This is a genomic window from Mycobacterium sp. 20KCMC460, assembly GCF_022179425.1.
Classification (GTDB): Bacteria; Actinomycetota; Actinomycetes; order Mycobacteriales; family Mycobacteriaceae; genus Mycobacterium; species Mycobacterium kiyosense.
Genome location: NZ_AP025524.1, coordinates 2,478,283 through 2,495,725, shown reverse-complemented (window position 1 = coordinate 2,495,725; position 17,443 = coordinate 2,478,283). Strand labels below are relative to the sequence as shown.

Sequence of the window (17,443 nt, the reverse complement as noted above, 5' to 3'; positions counted from 1 at the left end):
CCTATCGTGCCACTTGCGTTCCCCGCGCTTCGACGACACTGGTGGCCGCCCTGCCCGCCGCCGCGACGCAGGCCGGTACCCCGATTCCGTCCAGGTAGCTGCCCGCCACGGCCAGCGTCGGGGGCAGTCCGGCGCGCAGCCCGGCGACCAGCCCGGCGTGACCCGGCCCGTACTGCGGCATGGCGTCGATCCAGCGCTGCACACGCACGTCGAGCACCTCGACCGCAAGACCGAAAACGTCGGCGAGATCGCTCAAGGACCAGGCCACCAGTTCGTCGTCGCCGGTCCGGACCGCCACCTCGTCACCGAACCGGCCGAAGGACAGCCGCAGCTGCGCGACATCTCCGGACAAGCCCCATTTGCGCGACGACAGCGTGATCGCCTTGGCGTGCAACGGTTCCCCGGTGGCCACCAGCACCCCCGAGCTCTGCGGAAACGGTGTGTCGGCCGGCACCGCCAGCGCCACCACCGCCGAGGAAGCGGTGACGATCCGGGCTGCCGCCGCTGCGGTGTCCGGGGCCACGCTCGCCACCAGGCGCGCGACCTGCGCCGCCGGCACCGCCAGCACCACCGCGTCGGCGTGCCACTGCTCCCCGGTCTCATCGCGCAACATCCAGCCCGGTTCGAGTGCGTCGATCCTGGCGCGCACCCACCGCACCTGGCTGCGCGCGACGAGCTCGTCGAGCAGCACCTGGTAGCCGCCACGCAGCGACCCGAACACCGGCCCGTCGGTGACCTGCGACAACACGCCGAGGACGGCGTCGGTGAGGCTGCTGGCGCCGCGATCGAGGGCTGCGGCGACGGCCGGCGCGGCGGCACGCAGCCCGATGGTTGCCGCCGAACCCGCATACACCCCGCCCAGCAGCGGGTCCAGCAGCCGGGCCACCACCTGGGCACCGAACCGGTCGGACACCAGGTCGGCGGCAGCCGGGTCGCTGCCGGGTGTCCAGTTCAGCGCCCGCTGCGGTTCGGCCTGTATGCGCGCGATCGTGGCATCGTCGACCAGGTCGGCCACCGACGCGGCCGACGACGGAATGCCGGCGATCGTGTCTGCCGGCATCGAGTGCAGCCGGCCTCCGCTGTAGATCAGCGGTCGCACACCGGTAGTGGCGCGCTGACGGTCGGACAGGCCCAGTTCGGCCAGCAGCGCCGGCACCTCGGGCCGGCGCAGCACGAACGCTTCGGCACCCAGGTCCATGGGCTGTCCCCCGACCTGCTCGGTGCGCAGGATCCCGCCGAGCCGGTCGGCGGGCTCGAACAGTGTGATCTCGGCGTCGCCGCCCAACGCCATTCGAAGCCGGTAGGCAGCCACCAAACCCGAAATACCGCCGCCTACAACGCAATACGAGCTCATAGCGAGTGGACCAGCGACACCAGCTCGGTCAGCACACCGGGGTCGGTCTCGGGCAGCACGCCGTGACCGAGGTTGAAGACATGACCGGCCGCACCCGCATCGACGGCCCGGCGTCCGTCGTCGACCACGGCTCGGGCGGCACGCTCGGCCACCGCCCAGCCCGCCAGCACCACCACCGGGTCGAGGTTGCCCTGCAGCGCGGTGCCGGGCACGACCCGGGCCGCGGCGTCGGCCAGCGAGGTCCGCCAGTCCACTCCCACCACCCTGGCCCGCCCGGGCTGCACCGCCTCCGACATCGCACCCAGCAGCTCGGCGGTGCCGACCCCGAAGTGCGTCATCGGCACGCCGTGTTCGGCCAGCGTGGCGAACACCCGGGAGCTGTGCGGCAGCACGTACTGGCGGTAGTCGGCCAGCGACAGCGTCCCCGCCCACGAGTCGAACAGCTGGATCGCGTCCACCCCGGCGTCGATCTGGCCGCGCAGAAACTCCACGGTGAGATCCGTCAGCTTGGTCATCAACGCGTGCCAGCTCGCCGGCTCGGCCAGCATCATCGCCTTGGTGCGGGCGTGGTGACGACTCGGCCCGCCCTCGACCAGGTAGGACGCCAAGGTGAACGGCGCCCCGGCGAACCCGATCAGCGGGACGTCGCCCAACCCGGCGACCAACAAACCCACTGCATCCAGGATCGGCTGAATCGCTTGCCGTTCCAGGGGTTTCATCGCTGCGATATCGGCGGCGGTGCGGATCGGGTCGGCGATCACCGGCCCGACGTCAGCAACGATGTCCAGGTCGATGCCCGCGGCGCGCAACGGTACGACGATGTCGGAGAACAGGATCGCCGCGTCGGTCTGGTACCGGCGGATCGGCTGCAGGGTGATCTCGCAGGCCACCTCGGGCTCGAAGCAGGCCGCCAGCATGCTGTGCCGTTCGCGCAGCGCCCGGTACTCGGGCAGCGAGCGGCCGGCCTGGCGCATGAACCAGACCGGGATGCGGCTGGGTTTGCGGCCGGCCACCGCGGCCAGGTAGGGCGACTGCGGAAGATCGCGGCGGGTGCGCGCACTGGTGTTCATCGGCTCCAATGCTGCCACGCGCGGGTCCCGTAGCATCACGGCAATGCCAGTCACCTACGACGACTTCCCCAGCCTGCGCTGCGAATCCAACCGCGACGGCCTGCTGAACCTGGTCCTCGACGCGCCCGGACTCAATTCGGTCGGCCCGCAGATGCACCGCGATATCGCCGACATCTGGCCGGTCATCAACCGCGACCCCGACGTGCGGGCGGTATTGGTGCGCGGCGAAGGCAAGGCGTTCTCCTCCGGCGGCAGCTTCGACCTGATCGACGAGTCCATGAACGACTACGAGGGGCGGCTGCGCATCATGCGTGAGGCCCGCGACCTGGTGCTCAACCTGGTCAACTTCGACAAGCCGGTGGTGTCGGCGATCACCGGCCCGGCCGTCGGCGCGGGGCTGGTGGTGGCGTTGCTGGCCGACATCTCGGTGGCGGGCCGCTCGGCGAAGATCATCGACGGGCACACCAAGCTGGGGGTGGCCGCCGGTGACCACGCCGCGATCTGCTGGCCGCTGCTGGCGGGCATGGCCAAGGCCAAGTACTACCTGCTCACCTGCGAACCGCTGTCCGGCGAAGAAGCCGAGCGCATCGGCCTGGTCTCAACCTGCGTCGACGACGACGACGTGCTGTCCACCGCGACGCGGCTGGCGGAGAATCTGGCCGACGGGGCACAGAATGCGATCCGCTGGACCAAGCACAGCCTCAACCACTGGTACCGCATGTTCGCGCCCGCCTTCGAAGCGTCGCTCGGCCTGGAATTCATCGGCTTCGCCGGACCGGATGTGCGCGAGGGTCTGGCCGCGCACCGTGAGAAGCGTCCCGCCCGGTTCGACACCGGTCCGCAGAGCTGAGCACGGTTCGGCGCGCCTGATTTCGCGGGCTGGACGATAGGTCTACCGTCGAAGCCGATGACTTCAGCCGTCGAGCCCGCACCGTTCCGCGAGGCAGTCGCGGCGATGAACGCTGTCAGCGTGCGGCCGGAAATCGAGCTGGGCCCCATCCGGCCGCCGCAGCGGCTGGCGCCCTTCAGCTACGCGCTGGGCGCCGAAGTGAAGCACCCCGACCTCGACATCGTCCCCGAGCGCTCCGAAGGTGACGCGTTCGGCCGGCTGATCCTGCTGTATGACCCGGACGGCTCCGACGCCTGGGACGGCACCATCCGCCTGGTCGCCTACATCCAGGCCGACCTGGACTCGCACGAGGCCATCGACCCGCTGCTGCCGGAGGTCGCCTGGAGCTGGTTGTCCGAGGCGCTCGATGCGCACACCGAGCACATGACCGCGCTCGGTGGAACGGTCACCGCGACCACCTCGGTGCGATACGGCGACATCTCCGGTCCGCCGCGCGCACATCAGCTGGAGTTGCGTGCGTCGTGGACGGCCACCACCCCTGCGGTGGGCAGCCATGTCGCCGCGTTCTGCGACGTTCTCGAGCACGCGGCGGGCCTGCCGCCGGCCGGTGTCACCGACCTGAACTCGCGGTCACGCGCCTGATATGAGTTCGTCTCCTACGGAGCCGGATCCGTCGGACAGCACCGACCCCGCGGCCACTCCGCTACTGCACCCGGCCGACGGGATGCCGGCCCTTTCCGTCACGGTCCGCGACATCGCCGCGGCCGCGGCGAAGTTGGACCGCGGACACGGCCCGTTCGCCGTGGACGCCGAACGGGCCTCGGGTTTCCGGTATTCCAACCGGGCCTACCTGATCCAGATCCGGCGGTCCGGCGCCGGCACCGTGCTGATCGACCCGGTCAGCCACGGCGGCGATCCCGCTACCGTGCTGCGACCGGTGGCCGAGGTGCTCGGGCAGGACGAATGGATCCTGCATTCGGCTGACCAGGACCTGCCGTGCCTGGCCGAGGTGGGCCTGCGACCGCCGGCGCTGTACGACACCGAACTCGCCGGCCGCCTGGCCGGCTTCGACCGGGTGAACCTGGCGACCATGGTCGAGCGGCTGCTGGGCCGGGGACTGGCCAAGGGCCACGGCGCGGCCGACTGGTCCAAACGGCCGCTGCCCGCCGCGTGGCTCAACTACGCCGCACTGGACGTGGAACTGCTCATCGAGCTGCGCGCGGCGATCGCCGAGATCCTGACCGAGCAGGGCAAAACCGATTGGGCCGCACAGGAATTCGAATACCTGCGGACCTTCGAGGACCGGGCCGCGCCGATCACCCGCCGCGACCGCTGGCGGCGCACGTCCGGCATCCACAAAGTGCACGATCGCCGCGCACTGGCCGCCGTGCGGGAGTTGTGGACGACCCGGGACCGCATCGCCCAGCGCCGCGACATCGCACCGCGCCGCATCCTGCCGGATTCGGCCATCATCGACGCCGCGCTCACCGACCCCAAGACCGTCGACGAACTGGTCGAATTGCCCGTGTTCGGCGGGCGCAACCAGCGGCGCAGCGCCTCGATGTGGCTCTCGGCGCTCGAGGCTGCGCGGCAGAACCCGGACCCGCCGGAGGTCAACGAGGCCGCCAGCGGCCCGCCGCCGCCGGCGCGGTGGAGCCGGCGCAAACCCGACGCGGCCGCCCGACTGGAGGCGGCGCGGGCGGTGCTGGCGGAGTTGTCCGAGCGGGTGCATATTCCGGCGGAGAACCTGGTCGCGCCCGATCTGGTGCGGAGGCTGTGCTGGGAGTGGGAGATCCTCGCGCCGCGACTGGCGCCGGGCACGACCGATCCGGTGGCGATCACCGACGAGTATCTGCGCGCCGGACAGGCGCGGGACTGGCAGCGCGAACTGGTGGTGCCGGCGCTGGCCGCGGCGGTGGCGTTCCCCGTCACCGTCGACGAGTGTGCCGCGGCAGGCGACGTCAATCCAGGTGCTCGTGCACCTCGGAGTCGACAACCGAACTTCCCAGGGCCGCAACCCAACCCGTGATCCGGCGGGCCACATCCTGATCGGTGAGCCCCAGCTCGGCAAGCACCTCGCCGCGGGACGCGTGCTCGTAGAAGTTCTGCGGCAGCCCGACATCGCGGCAGGGCACATCGATCTCGGCACGGCGCAGCGCCGCCGACACCGCTGAGCCGATACCGCCGGCCAGTCCGTTATCCTCCATCGTCACCAAAAGCTTGTGTTCCAAAGCTAATTCGCCCAACAGCTCGGGCACCGGAAGCACCCAGCGCGGATCGATCACCGTCACACCGATCCCCTGCCGGTGCAGGCGCTTGGCAACGCCCAGGGCCATGGCGGCGAACGCACCCACCGCGACCAGCAACACATCCTTGTGCAATCCGGCCGCGGGCACTGCGAGCACGTCCACGACCCCGCGCCGCTCGACAGCCGGAATGTCTTCGCCGACATCGCCTTTGGGGAAACGGATCGCTGTCGGCCCGTCGTCGACGTCCAGCGCCTCGGCCAGTTCCTCGCGCAGTCGGGTCGCGTCGCGGGGTGCGGCCACCCGCATGCCGGGCACGACACCGAGGATCGACAGATCCCACATGCCGTTGTGGCTGGCGCCGTCGTTGCCGGTGACGCCGGCCCGGTCGAGCACCATGGTGACCGGCAGCTTGTGCAGGGCCACGTCCATCATGATCTGGTCGAATGCCCGGTTCAGGAACGTCGAATAGATGGCCACCACCGGGTGCATGCCGCCCATCGCCAGACCGGCAGCCGACGTCATTGCGTGCTGCTCGGCGATGCCGACGTCGAACAGCCGGTCCGGGAACGCATTCCCGAACGCGGACAGCCCGGTGGGACCGGGCATCGCCGCGGTGATGGCCACGATGTCACGGCGCCGATGAGCGATGGCGATCAGCGTCTCGGCGAAAGTCGCGGTCCAGCCCGGACCGGCCACCTTGGTGGAGCGCCCGGTGAGCGGGTCCAGCGGGCCGGTCGAGTGCATCTGCTCGGCCTCGTCGGCCTCGGCGGGCCCGTAACCCATGCCTTTGCGGGTGACGACGTGCACGATCACCGGTCCGCCGAAGCCGCGGGCACTGCGCAGCGCGACCTCCACCGCCCGCTCGTCGTGGCCGTCGACCGGGCCGACGTACTTCAGGCCGAGGTCGGTGAACAGCAGTTGCGGCGCCAGCGAGTCCTTGATGCCGGCCTTGACGCTGTGCATGAAGTGGTAGGCGACCTCACCGACCAGCGGAACCGACCGCATCGCGTTGCGGCCACGCTCGAGCAGCTGTTCGTAGGCCGGCTGCAGCCGCAGCTTGGCCAGGTGGTCGGCGACACCGCCGATGGTCGGTGCGTAGCTGCGCCCGTTGTCGTTGACGACGATGATCACCGGCCGGTTGGAGGCGGCGATGTTGTTCAGCGCCTCCCAGCACATGCCGCCGGTGAGCGCGCCGTCGCCGACGACGGCGACGACATGCCGGTTGCGGTGCCCGGTCAGCTCGAACGCCTTGGCCAATCCGTCGGCGTACGACAGCGCCGCGCTGGCGTGGCTGGACTCGACCCAGTCGTGCTCGCTTTCGGCCCGGCACGGATAGCCGGACAAGCCGCCCTTCTTGCGCAGGCTCTCGAAATCCTGGGCCCGCCCGGTCAGCATCTTGTGGACGTAGGCCTGGTGGCCGGTGTCGAAGATGATCGGGTCGTGCGGCGAGTCGAACACCCGGTGCAGCGCCAAAGTCAGCTCGACGACGCCGAGGTTCGGCCCCAGGTGCCCCCCGGTGGCAGCCACCTTATGGATCAGGAACTCGCGGATCTCGTGCGCCAGGTCGCGTAGCTGCTGTTGGGAAAGGTGCTGCAGATCAGCAGGCCCGCGGATCTGTTCCAGCATCACGTCAGTCTACGCAGCGCGCGCAAGTGCGGCCGGGAGCGCGACCGATGCTCCCTTACGCTTTCGCGAACAGTGCGGCGAGGCTGTCGCGCAGTTCGGGATCGGCCAGTATGACCACCTCGTCGCCGGCCTGAAGTTCGGTGTCGCCGCGCACCGCCACCAGGCCGGTGGCGCGGACGACGATGCTGACCCAGATGTCGCCGACCCGGTCACTGAGCTCCTCGACCGTGCAACCCTGAGCCGCCGAGCCGGAGGCAACGCTGAACCGGTGAACCCCGTGCGGTTCGTCGGCGAGCCGCACACCTATCTCCCACGGCTGCGTCTGCACGGTACGCATGGGCAAGCGCAACAGCTTCGCGGCACCGGGCACCAAGCTGCCCTGCACCAACACCGAGAAGATGACAACGACGACCACGATGCCGTACAGGCGTTCGGCGTCGGCGATGTGCGCGGCCCGCAGCAGCTCGCCCAGCAGGATCGGCACGGCTCCTTTGAGGCCGGCGAAGAGGATGAAGGCGCGCTCGTTCCGCTTCAGTTGCACCCGAACCAGGCAGGCACCGGCAGCCAGCGGTCGTATTGCCGCGCTCAGGGCCACGCCGAGGACGAGGCCGGGAATCCACACCTCCGGATGGGTGAGCACGCGCAGGTCGACCGTCAGCCCTAGAACGGCGAAGGCGACGATCTCGGCCAGCCCGGACAAGGCGGCGTGGAAACGCTTGATCTCCGGCTTGTACGGTGCGCGGGCGTCGCCGATCACGATGCCGGCGACGAACACCGCCAGGAATCCCGAACCGTGTGCGAGCGTGGCGATGCCGTACAGCATCAGGCAGCACGCCAGGGTTCGCAGCGGGTACAGACCCTCGCTGGGTAGGGCGACGCGGCGCATGAACATCAGCAGGGCGCGGCCCCCGATCAACCCGACGGCCAGCCCTATCCCCATCTGCAGGGCGAATTGGGTTCCGACGCTGACGAATCCGGCCACGCTGAGACCGCCGGCGGCGATCAAGCCGGCCATCAGGGAGATGCCGACCGGGTCGTTCATCCCGGACTCACCCTCCAAGATGGTGCTGCTGCGACCGGCGATCTCGCGTTTGCCCAGCACGGAGAAGACGACGGCGGGATCGGTGGGAGCCACCGCGGTGGCCACCAGCACCGCGAGGTACCAGTCGATCCCGCACGCATAGTGCAGCAGCAGCGCCGCGCCGGCGGCGACGAAGCCGGTTCCCAGCACGCCGACGGACAGGATGGGCACCGCCGCGGCACGGAAGCGTTTGACGCCGATGTGCATGCCGCCGTCGAACAACACCAACACCAGGGCGACGGTGATGATCCGCTCCACCGTCCGCTCGGACGGCGACTGGATCGCGGGCACGGCGTGCACCGCGGCGGCGGCACCGACCAGCACCAGCACCGCGACCGGCACCTTGACCTTCTCGGTGAGGCGATTCGCCAGTACCGCAGCCAGTCCGACAGCACTCGAGAGCAGAACGATCAGCGCGTAGCGGAGGGTCTCGTTCACGGGTGCTGACCGTCCGCCGGCCGCCGGGTCAGCAGCGCTACGCACTCCACATGGTGGGTCAGCGGGAACGCGTCGAACACCCGGATCTGCTCCACGGCGTAACCATGGCCTCGGTACAGGCCGATATCACGGGCGAAAGATGCTGCCTCACAACCGATATGGACTATTCGCGGCACTTCGGCGGCGGCCAGTTGGTCGATCACCTCGCGTCCGGCCCCCGACCGGGGCGGGTCCAGCACCGCCACCTCGGCGCCGCCGCGCTGCGCGGACAGCACCCGTCGTACCGAATCGGTGACAACGTCGACCTGCGGGAGATCGGCCAGGGCCGCCCGCGCCGCACCCGACGACCCCCGTGAGGTGTCGACGGTGAGCACCCGGCCCGTCTCGCCCACCGCGTCGGCGAGCACCGCCGCGAATACACCCGCACCTCCGTACAGGTCCCAGGCGGTCGCGCCCGAGGCGGGTTGCGCCCACTCGGCCAGCAACGCGCTGTACACCCGCGCGGCGTCGCGGTGCGCCTGCCAGAACGCTGTCACCGGAATGCGCCAGTGGCGCGATCCGACCCGCTGCACAGCGTGATAGTCGCCCTCGACGACCTTGGCGACGTGCCGTTTGCCTTGCTTGGACGTGCTGACCACATGCCGCTCACCGGTGTCGTCTACGGCCACCTGCAGCTGCACCCCCGCCGGCCAGCGCACGGTGTCGAGCCCGTCGAGCATCCCGTTCGGCAGCTGCCCGCACCGCAGGTCGGTCACCAGGTCGCCGCTGTGGTAGCGGTGGAATCCGGGCCGGCCGTCGGCGCCGACCTCGAGGCGCACCCGGGTGCGCCACCCCGTCGGCCCCGCATCCGAGAGCGGCTCCGCCTGCCCGGACCAGATGTGACCGCCGAGCCGTTCGAGTTGGTTTGCCACCACCGCCGACTTGACCGCTCGGACCGCCGACGGCCGCGCGAACGCCAGGTCACAGCATCCCGCGCCGTGCACTCCGGCGATCGGGCACAGCGATTCGATACGGTCCGCCGACGGCTCGATCACCTCGAGAACGTCTGCGTGCCAATAGGATCCGCGGTCGGCGGTGACCCGGGCGCGCACCCGCTCCCCCGGTAGCGCGTAGCGGACGAAGACCACCCGCCCGTCGTGATGCGCAATGCAGCTGCCGCCATTGGCCGGTGCCCCGGTGACCAAAGTCACTTCCCCGCAAGCTGATTCGGGTTTCAATCGAAAATGCCCCGCCGCGCGTCGCCGGGTGCCGCGTGCGGCCGCAGCGCCTTGACCCGCTCCGACGAAGTCAGCTGCCAGGGCACCGACGTCACCATCACCCCCGGCATGAACAGCAATCGGCCCTTGAGCCGCAGCGCGCTCTGATTGTGCAGCAACTGCTCCCACCAACGGCCCACCACATACTCCGGGATGAACACCGTCACCACCGTGCGAGGTGACTCCTTGCTCACCCGCTTTACGTAGTCGAGGATCGGACGGGTGATTTCGCGGTAGGGCGAAGCAATCACCTTCAGCGGGACGCTGATGTCGCTTTCCTCCCACTCGCGCTTGAGTTCCCGCGTCTCGCCGTCGTCGACGCTGACGGTGAGCGCCTCGAGCACGTCGGGCCGGGTCGCTCGCGCGTAAGCGATCGCCCGCAACGTCGGTAGGTGCAGTTTGGACACCAGCACCAGCGCGTGGTTGCGGCTGGGCAGCACGATCTCGTTGCCGTGCGCGGCGGCCCGCTCGGCCAATTCCCGGCTGACGCCGTCGTAGTGCCGCCGGATCGCCTTCATCAACACGAACAGCAGGCCCATTGCGACGAGGGCGATCCAGGCCCCGGCCAGAAACTTCGTCACCATCACCACCAGCAGCACCGCGCCGGTGGCGATGAAGCCGATGGTGTTGACGATCCGCGACCGCATCATGCGTCGGCGCGCCGCCGGGTCGGACTCGGTGCGCAGCAGCCTGGTCCAGTGCCGCACCATGCCGATCTGGCTCAGCGTGAAGGAAATGAAGACCCCGACGATGTAGAGCTGAATCAGCGCGCTCAACTCGGCACGGAAGGCGACTATCGCCAGCAGGGCCGCCGCGGAGAGGAACACGATGCCGTTGGAGAAGGCCAGCCGGTCGCCGCGGGTGTGCAGCTGGCGAGGTAGATAGCTGTGCTGGGCCAGCACCGAACCCAGTACCGGAAAGCCGTTGAACGCGGTGTTGGCCGCCAGCACCAGGATGAGTGCGGTGACTGCGGTGATCAGCACGAACCCGAGGTGGAAGCTGCCGAACACCGTTTGGGCCAGCTGAGCCACCAGGGTCTTCTGGAAGTAGCCCGCCTCCCGGGCACCGGCGAGCTGCACCAGCGGGTCGCTGACCAGCTGCACCCCGATCTTCTTGGCCAGCACGATGATTCCCATCAGCAGGGCCACCGCTATCGTGCCCAGCATCAGCAAGGTGGTGGCCGCGTTCTTGGACTTGGGCTTCTCGAAGGCGGGGACACCGTTGCTGATCGCCTCGACACCGGTCAGCGCCGCACAACCGGACGAAAACGCCCGGGCCATCAGGAATACCAGCGCGAACCCGACGATCTTGCCGTGTTCGGAGTGCATCTGGAAGCCCGCCGACTCCGCGCGCAGCGGATTTCCCAGCACGAAGATCCGGAACAGTCCCCAACCCAGCATGCCGGCCATACCGATGATGAAGGCGTAGGTCGGGATGGCGAACGCCACCCCGGACTCGCGCACGCCGCGCAGGTTCATCGCCGTCACCAGCAGGATGGCCGCTACACAGAACGACACCTTGTGATGGGCCACGAGCGGGACCGCCGAGCCGATGTTCGACATCGCCGAGGCCGTCGAAACCGCCACGGTGAGAACGTAATCCACCATCAGGGCACTGGCCACCGTGAGGCCCGCGTTGGCACCGAGGTTGGTGGTGACCACCTCGTAGTCGCCACCACCGGACGGGTAGGCATGCACGTTCTGCCGGTAACTGGCGACCACCACCAGCATGACCGCGGCCACCGCCAGCCCGATCCACGGCGACATCGAGTAGGCCGCCAAGCCGCCGACCGAGAGCATCAGAAAGATCTCTTCCGGTGCATAGGCCACCGAGGACAACGCATCGGAGGCGAACACCGGCAGCGCGATGCGCTTCGGGAGCAGCGTGTGGCTCAGCCGGTCGCTGCGAATCTTCTCGCCGATGAGCAATCGGCGTGCAGCGGTTGAAAGTTTGGACACGAGAGCCAAGAGTAAGCCCACGTGGCGTTGCCGGTAGCGTTTGCTTGCGACGCGCAGGACCCGACCGAAAGGACGTCCAATTGCGGGTGGTTGTGATGGGGTGCGGCCGGGTCGGTTCCTCGGTGGCCGATGGGCTGTCGCGGATCGGCCATGACGTCGCGGTGATCGACCGGGACAGTTCCGCTTTCAACCGGCTCAGTCCCGAGTTCGCCGGGGACCGGGTGCTCGGTCAGGGGTTCGACCGGGATGTGCTGTTGCGAGCCGGCATCGAAGAGGCCGACGCCTTCGCCGCGGTGTCCTCGGGCGACAACTCCAACATCATCTCGGCCCGGCTGGCCCGCGAAACCTTCGGCGTGCGGCGCGTCGTGGCCCGCATCTACGACGCCAAGCGCGCCGAGGTCTACGAGCGCCTGGGGATCCCCACGATCGCCACCGTGCCGTGGACCACCGATCGACTGCTCAACGCCTTGACGCAGGAAACCGAGACCGCCAAGTGGCGAGATCCGACCGGTACCGTCGCCGTCGCTCAGGTGGTCCTGCACGAGGATTGGGTCGGGTACCGCGCCACCGATCTCGAGCAGGCCACCGGAGCGCGGATCGCGTTTCTGATCCGGTTCGGAACCGGCATCCTGCCGGAACCCAAGACGGTCCTGCAGAACGGCGATCAGGTCTATGTCGCCGCGATATCCGGCCGCGTCGCCGAAGCCCTGGCCATCGCGGCGCTGCCGCCCAGCGAGGACATCGACAAATGAAAGTCGCTATAGCGGGGGCCGGCGCCGTCGGCCGCTCGGTGGCCCGCGAACTCGTGGCGAACTCCCATGACGTGACGTTGATCGAGCGCAACCCCGATCATCTCGACACCGACGCCATCCCGGCCGCGCACTGGCTGCTGGGCGACGCCTGCGAATTGAGCCTGCTCGAGCAGATGCACCTCGAGGAGTTCGACGTCGTCGTCGCGGCCACCGGTGACGACAAGGTCAACGTCGTGCTCAGCCTGCTCGCCAAGACCGAGTTCGCGGTGCCGCGGGTGGTGGCCCGGGTCAACGACCCGCGCAACGAATGGCTGTTCACCGATGCCTGGGGAGTCGACGTGGCGGTGTCCACGCCGCGCATGCTGGCCTCGCTTATCGAGGAAGCGGTCGCCGTCGGCGATCTGGTCCGGCTGATGGAATTCCGCAAGGGCCAAGCCAATCTGGTCGAGATCACGCTGCCCGACGACACCCCGTGGGGCGGCAAACCGGTACGCAAGCTGCAACTGCCCCGCGATGTCTCGCTGGTGACGATTCTGCGTGGACCGCGGGTCATCGTGCCCGACGGCGACGAACCGCTCGAAGGCGGCGACGAGTTGCTCTTCGTCGCGGTCACCGAGGCCGAAGAAGACCTGCGCTCGCTGCTGCTGCCGCCGACCGCGGATTAATCGAGGACGGCCTCGTCGTCGGCGCCGATCGCCTCGTGGTCGGCAGCGCTGGCCCCGGCACCGGTGGCGCGCATGACGGCCTTGATCGCGGCGTAGGTCACCAGCGCCGCCAGCCCAGTCAGCGGCCAGCCCATCGCGATCCGGGCCGCGCCCAACAGGCCGGTCCTGCCCAGCTCGTACAGGTGGCCCTGGACTGCGAACCGCGCCGCGAACACCAGGGCCCAGCACAAAGTCGCGAGATCGAATGCGTACACCGCCCGCGGCACCTGACGCCAACTGTTGTCCCGCCCGCCGGCCCAGCTCCACAGGTAGCCCACCAGCGGCCGGCGCACCACGATCGAGACTCCGAAGACGACCGCCCACAGCAGCGATGTCCAGATGCCGAGCAGGAAATAGCCCTTGGACTGTCCGACCAGGTAGGCGATCAATGCGCAGACGGCGACGCCGAAGAAGCCCGACACCGCCGGCTGCACGGATTGCCGGCGCACCAGTCGCCACACCATGACCACGGCGGCAGTCCCCAGCGCGGCGCCGATCGCGGGCATCAGACCGGCGGCGCTGGACACGATGACGAACATCGCCACCGGCAGCGAAGAGTAGATCAGGCCGCTGACGCCACCCGCCTGCGCCAGCAGCCGCTCGCCCCGGTTAGCGCTCACCAGAGTCCGGTGCGGGCCCGATAGACCGCCCGCTCACCGCTGAATTTCGTAGTGCGGGTTGTAGATGGCTTTGGTGCCGTTCTCCAGCTTGCCCAGGCGTCCGCGCACGCGCAGCGTGCGACCCGAGTCGATGCCGGGGATGCGCCGTTGGCCCAGCCACACCAGCGTCACGGTGTCACTACCGTCGAACAGTTCGGCGCGGACTCCACCGGAACACCCTTTGCCGTTAGTCTCGACGCTGCGCAGCGTGCCCACCATGGTGACCTCCTGGCCGCGCTCGCAGTCGATGGCGCGCTGCGCACCGGTATTGAGGACCTCGTCGGAGAGTTCTTCGACGTCGCGTTGCTCCGGGTCTTCCGTCAACCGACGGGTGAGCCGGCGTAGATACCCTTGGGCCCCCATGGCCACTCCTGACAAACTCGACGTCGTTGTGAACGCTCGATAGCTAACCGCATTCCATCACTGCAACGGTCACCGTAGACCTGTTGGTTCCCATCCGCCACATCGGCGAAACCACCGATATTCGAGCGCTTCGAGCTACCGGGCAGTATGAGGAGGTGGCTGTCGATTTACGCGGTGTCACCACCGTGTTGTTACCGGGGACCGGGTCCGACGATAACTACGTCTACCGGGCATTTTCGGGTCCGTTAGAGGATTTCGGTGCGGTGTTGATCACACCTGCGCCAAACCCCGGCCGATTGATCGAGGGCTACCGCGCGGCACTGGACGACGCGGCGCGCCACGGCCCGGTTGTCGTCGGCGGCGTCTCGATCGGTGCGGCCGTCGCCGCTACCTGGGCACTGGCTCATCCCGACCGCACGATCGCGGTGCTGGCCGCGCTGCCGCCCTGGCTCGGCGACCCCACCGCGGCGCCGGCCGCGCACGCCGCGCGCTACACCGCGTCACAACTGCGCCGCGACGGGCTCGAGGCGACGACGGCGCAGATGCGGGCATCGAGCCCGTCCTGGCTGGCCGACGAGCTCGCCCGGTCGTGGCGGGCGCAATGGCCCAAACTGCCCGAGGCGATGGAAGAGGCGGCGTCGTACGCAGCGCCGCGACTCGCCGAGCTGAGCCGGCTGCTCCCGCCGCTGGGTGTGGTGGCCGCGGTGGACGATCCGATTCACCCGCTGCAGGTGGCCGTCGACTGGGTGACCGCTGCACCGCAGGCGGCGCTGCGCACGGTGACCCTGGTGGATATGGGCGCCGATACGGCCGCCTTGGGAGCGGCCTGCCTGGCCGCGCTCAGCGAGGCGGCTAGCCGCCGGTAATGGTGCTGCGCAACTGCTGCATGGCCGAGCCGTCGGCGCTGCGACGGGCCACCGGCTCGTTCGCCGGTTGCGGCGCGTCGCCTTGCGCGGCCGCCTGTTCGGCGGCCTGCTGCGCGGCCGCCGCCTCCCGCAGTTGCTCGACCATCGGCTCGGGCAGCTGCACCGCCAACGGCGTGCGCACCGGCAGCGGGGTGTCCCCGCGGCGAACCACGGTGTCCGCCAACGCTTCCCGCGCCTCTTGGGTCAGCGCGTCGATGGTTTCGTGCGGCCCGTTGACCACGCACCTGATCATCCAGCGGTAGCCGTCCACCCCGATGAAGCGAACCACTCCGGAGGCGGTGCCGATCACTTCCCGACCCCACGGGCCGTCCTTGATCGAGACTTTGGCCGAATCCTTGCGCAGCGATTCGGCGAGCTCGCCCGCCACTTCGCGCCACAGCCCGGGGCTCTTGGGCGCCGCGTAGGCCGCGATGGTGAACCGACCGTTGGGTGTCACCACCCAGACGGCGCTGGGCACCCCCGTCTCGGTCAGCTCGACCTGCACCTGCCCCGCGGAGGGCATCGGGATCAGCACCGAGCCCAGGTCCAGCCGGGCCAACTCGGCCACGGCGGGATCGTCGAAGTCCTCAATGTCGAACGGGCCCTCGAGTTCCCCGCCGCCGTCGTCGTCACCGTCCGGCGGCGCCGGCGGGTCGACGGGCGTGTCCGGGTGTTCGTCCGCAGCGCTGTCGTCCTTGCGTGTGCGTCTACCGAATGCCGGCATCAGCGCCACCCCTTTTCCTCGCCTCGGTCCGCATCCCCGGTCTCACAAACTCGCGTGTCCACCGGAGGACCCATGACCGCCTTCGCCGCGGGATGTCTCGGCCAGCCCGGCCTCGTCGAACGACGAGACCTCGACCAGGTCCACCAACTCGACGCGTTGCACCAACAGCTGCGCGATGCGGTCGCCACGGTGCACCACGATCGGCGTGGCGGGGTCCAGGTTGATCAGCGCGACCTTGATTTCGCCACGATAGCCCGCATCGATGGTTCCCGGGCTGTTGACAATGGAAAGTCCGACCCGGGACGCCAATCCCGAGCGGGGATGCACCAATCCGACCATGCCGAACGGGATGGCGACGGCTACGCCGGTACCGACCAGGGCCCGGTGCCCGGGTGCCAGTTCCAGATCCTCGGAGCTGAATAGATCCACCCCGGCGTCGCCTTCGTGCGCGCGGCTGGGCAGGGGCAGCCCCGGATCGAGACGGACGATGGCCAGACTGGTCGACACGGGGGCACAGATTACCCTTGACCGCGTGTCCGATACGCGCGACATCGCGCAGCACAGCTTGCGGTATCGCGAGCGGCTGTGGGTGCCCTGGTGGTGGTGGCCATTGGGTTTCGGATTGGCGGCGCTGATCGCGGCCGAAGTCAACGTGGGAGTGCGGGCGCTGCCGGACTGGTTGCCCTACGGCGTTCTGTTCGCGGTCGCGGCCGGGGTGCTGCTGTGGCTCGGGCGGGTGGAGATCCGGGTCAGCGACGGCGCCGACGGGGTCGAACTGTGGGCGGGCGAGGCACATCTGCCGGTCAGCGTGGTCTGCCGGTCCGCCGAGATAGTCCGTTCCGCGAAATCGGCGGCGCTGGGCCGGCAACTGGATCCGGCAGCCTTCGTGGTGCATCGGGCCTGGGTGGGCCCGATGGTGCTGCTGGTCCTCGACGATCCGGACGACCCGACGCCGTACTGGTTGGTGAGTTGCCGTCACCCGCAGCGGGTGTTGTCGGCGCTCAGAAGCTGACTGCCGCCGTCAGGCCGCACAGTCGGTACAGATCATCAGGCCGTTCTTCTCGCTGGCCAGGCGGCTGCGGTGCTGCACCAGGAAGCAACTCGAGCAGGTGAACTCGTCAGCCTGCTTGGGAATCACCCGCACGGACAGCTCTTCACCGGACAGATCCGCGCCGGGCAGTTCGAAAGACTCGGCGGATTCGGATTCGTCGACGTCCACCACCGCCGAGGCGGCCTCGTTCCGTCGTGCTTTGAGCTCCTCCAGTGAGTCTTCCGAGACGTCGTCGGTCTCGGTACGCCGTGGAGCGTCGTAGTCGGTAGGCATCCTCTTCCCCGTCCTATCCCCTCAAAGCATCATTACCCGCAAAAGATCAAGCAACGCTTTGTACCAGCGTCGAACGCCTGCACCAAATGATTCGTGCCCGTATTGCCGGCGAATCGGGTGTGATTTGTGT

18 protein-coding genes are annotated in these 17,443 nt (G+C 69.1%); 7 read left to right on the top strand and 11 right to left on the bottom strand.

Annotated features, from left to right (window positions below; translation table 11 throughout):
- Position 1 precedes the first annotated feature (1 nt).
- Positions 2-1,354, bottom strand: a complete 1,353-nt coding sequence (locus tag MKCMC460_RS11730; protein WP_238305755.1) for a protoporphyrinogen oxidase — start codon at positions 1,352-1,354, stop codon at positions 2-4.
- Positions 1,351-2,424 (bottom strand): uroporphyrinogen decarboxylase, encoded by a 1,074-nt coding sequence (hemE, locus tag MKCMC460_RS11725; RefSeq protein WP_236976370.1) that lies wholly within the window; start codon positions 2,422-2,424, stop codon positions 1,351-1,353. The genes MKCMC460_RS11730 and hemE overlap by 4 nt, the downstream gene beginning before the upstream one ends.
- Before the next feature lie 43 nt (positions 2,425-2,467).
- Here hemE and MKCMC460_RS11720 point away from each other — a divergent pair, with 43 nt between their 5' ends.
- From MKCMC460_RS11720 to MKCMC460_RS11710, 3 genes are read left to right on the top strand one after another with little or no spacing between them, the layout of a single operon-like run.
- A complete protein-coding gene (locus MKCMC460_RS11720) occupies positions 2,468-3,274 on the top strand; it encodes an enoyl-CoA hydratase/isomerase family protein (protein ID WP_236976372.1) in 807 nt (268 codons plus the stop codon).
- Between the two features lie 57 nt (positions 3,275-3,331).
- A complete protein-coding gene (locus MKCMC460_RS11715; RefSeq protein ID WP_236976374.1) occupies positions 3,332-3,916 on the top strand; it encodes a DUF3000 domain-containing protein in 585 nt (194 codons plus the stop codon).
- 1 nt (position 3,917) lies between these two features.
- A complete protein-coding gene (locus MKCMC460_RS11710) occupies positions 3,918-5,303 on the top strand; it encodes a ribonuclease D (RefSeq protein WP_236976375.1) in 1,386 nt (461 codons plus the stop codon).
- Here the strand turns inward: MKCMC460_RS11710 and dxs are convergent.
- Genes dxs through MKCMC460_RS11690 form a run of 4 tightly spaced genes read right to left on the bottom strand, consistent with a single transcriptional unit; the run spans position 5,236 to position 11,882 of the window.
- Complete coding sequence (gene dxs, locus MKCMC460_RS11705) at positions 5,236-7,149, bottom strand: 1-deoxy-D-xylulose-5-phosphate synthase (protein WP_236976376.1); 1,914 nt, start codon at positions 7,147-7,149, stop codon at positions 5,236-5,238. The genes MKCMC460_RS11710 and dxs overlap by 68 nt on opposite strands.
- A gap of 55 nt (positions 7,150-7,204) precedes the next feature.
- Positions 7,205-8,668 (bottom strand): cation:proton antiporter, encoded by a 1,464-nt coding sequence (locus MKCMC460_RS11700; protein ID WP_238305754.1) that lies wholly within the window; start codon positions 8,666-8,668, stop codon positions 7,205-7,207.
- The gene (locus MKCMC460_RS11695) at positions 8,665-9,885 is read right to left on the bottom strand and encodes a class I SAM-dependent RNA methyltransferase (protein ID WP_238305752.1); all 1,221 of its coding nucleotides are present in this window, start codon (positions 9,883-9,885) and stop codon (positions 8,665-8,667) included. The genes MKCMC460_RS11700 and MKCMC460_RS11695 overlap by 4 nt, the downstream gene beginning before the upstream one ends.
- A complete protein-coding gene (locus tag MKCMC460_RS11690) occupies positions 9,882-11,882 on the bottom strand; it encodes an APC family permease (protein ID WP_236976379.1) in 2,001 nt (666 codons plus the stop codon). Before MKCMC460_RS11690 ends, MKCMC460_RS11695 begins: the two co-directional genes overlap by 4 nt.
- Positions 11,883-11,962: 80 nt before the next feature.
- Between MKCMC460_RS11690 and MKCMC460_RS11685 the strand changes: the two genes are divergently transcribed.
- Positions 11,963-12,634: a TrkA family potassium uptake protein gene (locus tag MKCMC460_RS11685; RefSeq protein WP_236976380.1), complete on the top strand. Its 672-nt coding sequence runs from the start codon at positions 11,963-11,965 to the stop codon at positions 12,632-12,634.
- Complete coding sequence (locus MKCMC460_RS11680) at positions 12,631-13,299, top strand: TrkA family potassium uptake protein (protein ID WP_236976381.1); 669 nt, start codon at positions 12,631-12,633, stop codon at positions 13,297-13,299. Before MKCMC460_RS11685 ends, MKCMC460_RS11680 begins: the two co-directional genes overlap by 4 nt.
- Here the strand turns inward: MKCMC460_RS11680 and MKCMC460_RS11675 are convergent.
- A complete protein-coding gene (locus tag MKCMC460_RS11675; RefSeq protein WP_236976383.1) occupies positions 13,296-13,958 on the bottom strand; it encodes a DUF3159 domain-containing protein in 663 nt (220 codons plus the stop codon). The two genes, MKCMC460_RS11680 and MKCMC460_RS11675, sit on opposite strands and share 4 nt — an antisense overlap.
- A gap of 33 nt (positions 13,959-13,991) precedes the next feature.
- Positions 13,992-14,360, bottom strand: a complete 369-nt coding sequence (locus MKCMC460_RS11670) for an OB-fold nucleic acid binding domain-containing protein (RefSeq protein WP_236976385.1) — start codon at positions 14,358-14,360, stop codon at positions 13,992-13,994.
- Between the two features lie 155 nt (positions 14,361-14,515).
- Between MKCMC460_RS11670 and MKCMC460_RS11665 the strand changes: the two genes are divergently transcribed.
- Positions 14,516-15,226: an alpha/beta fold hydrolase gene (locus MKCMC460_RS11665; protein WP_236976386.1), complete on the top strand. Its 711-nt coding sequence runs from the start codon at positions 14,516-14,518 to the stop codon at positions 15,224-15,226.
- Here the strand turns inward: MKCMC460_RS11665 and MKCMC460_RS11660 are convergent.
- Both MKCMC460_RS11660 and dut read right to left on the bottom strand, forming a co-directional pair.
- The gene (locus MKCMC460_RS11660) at positions 15,213-15,989 is read right to left on the bottom strand and encodes a DUF3710 domain-containing protein (protein WP_236976387.1); all 777 of its coding nucleotides are present in this window, start codon (positions 15,987-15,989) and stop codon (positions 15,213-15,215) included. The two genes, MKCMC460_RS11665 and MKCMC460_RS11660, sit on opposite strands and share 14 nt — an antisense overlap.
- A gap of 42 nt (positions 15,990-16,031) precedes the next feature.
- Positions 16,032-16,496, bottom strand: a complete 465-nt coding sequence (dut, locus tag MKCMC460_RS11655) for a dUTP diphosphatase (RefSeq protein WP_236976388.1) — start codon at positions 16,494-16,496, stop codon at positions 16,032-16,034.
- Between the two features lie 25 nt (positions 16,497-16,521).
- Here dut and MKCMC460_RS11650 point away from each other — a divergent pair, with 25 nt between their 5' ends.
- Positions 16,522-17,001: a DUF3093 domain-containing protein gene (locus MKCMC460_RS11650; protein ID WP_236976389.1), complete on the top strand. Its 480-nt coding sequence runs from the start codon at positions 16,522-16,524 to the stop codon at positions 16,999-17,001.
- Between the two features lie 9 nt (positions 17,002-17,010).
- Here the strand turns inward: MKCMC460_RS11650 and MKCMC460_RS11645 are convergent, their stop codons facing one another.
- Positions 17,011-17,313: a DUF4193 domain-containing protein gene (locus MKCMC460_RS11645; protein WP_236976390.1), complete on the bottom strand. Its 303-nt coding sequence runs from the start codon at positions 17,311-17,313 to the stop codon at positions 17,011-17,013.
- Between the last annotated feature and the right edge of the window lie 130 nt (positions 17,314-17,443).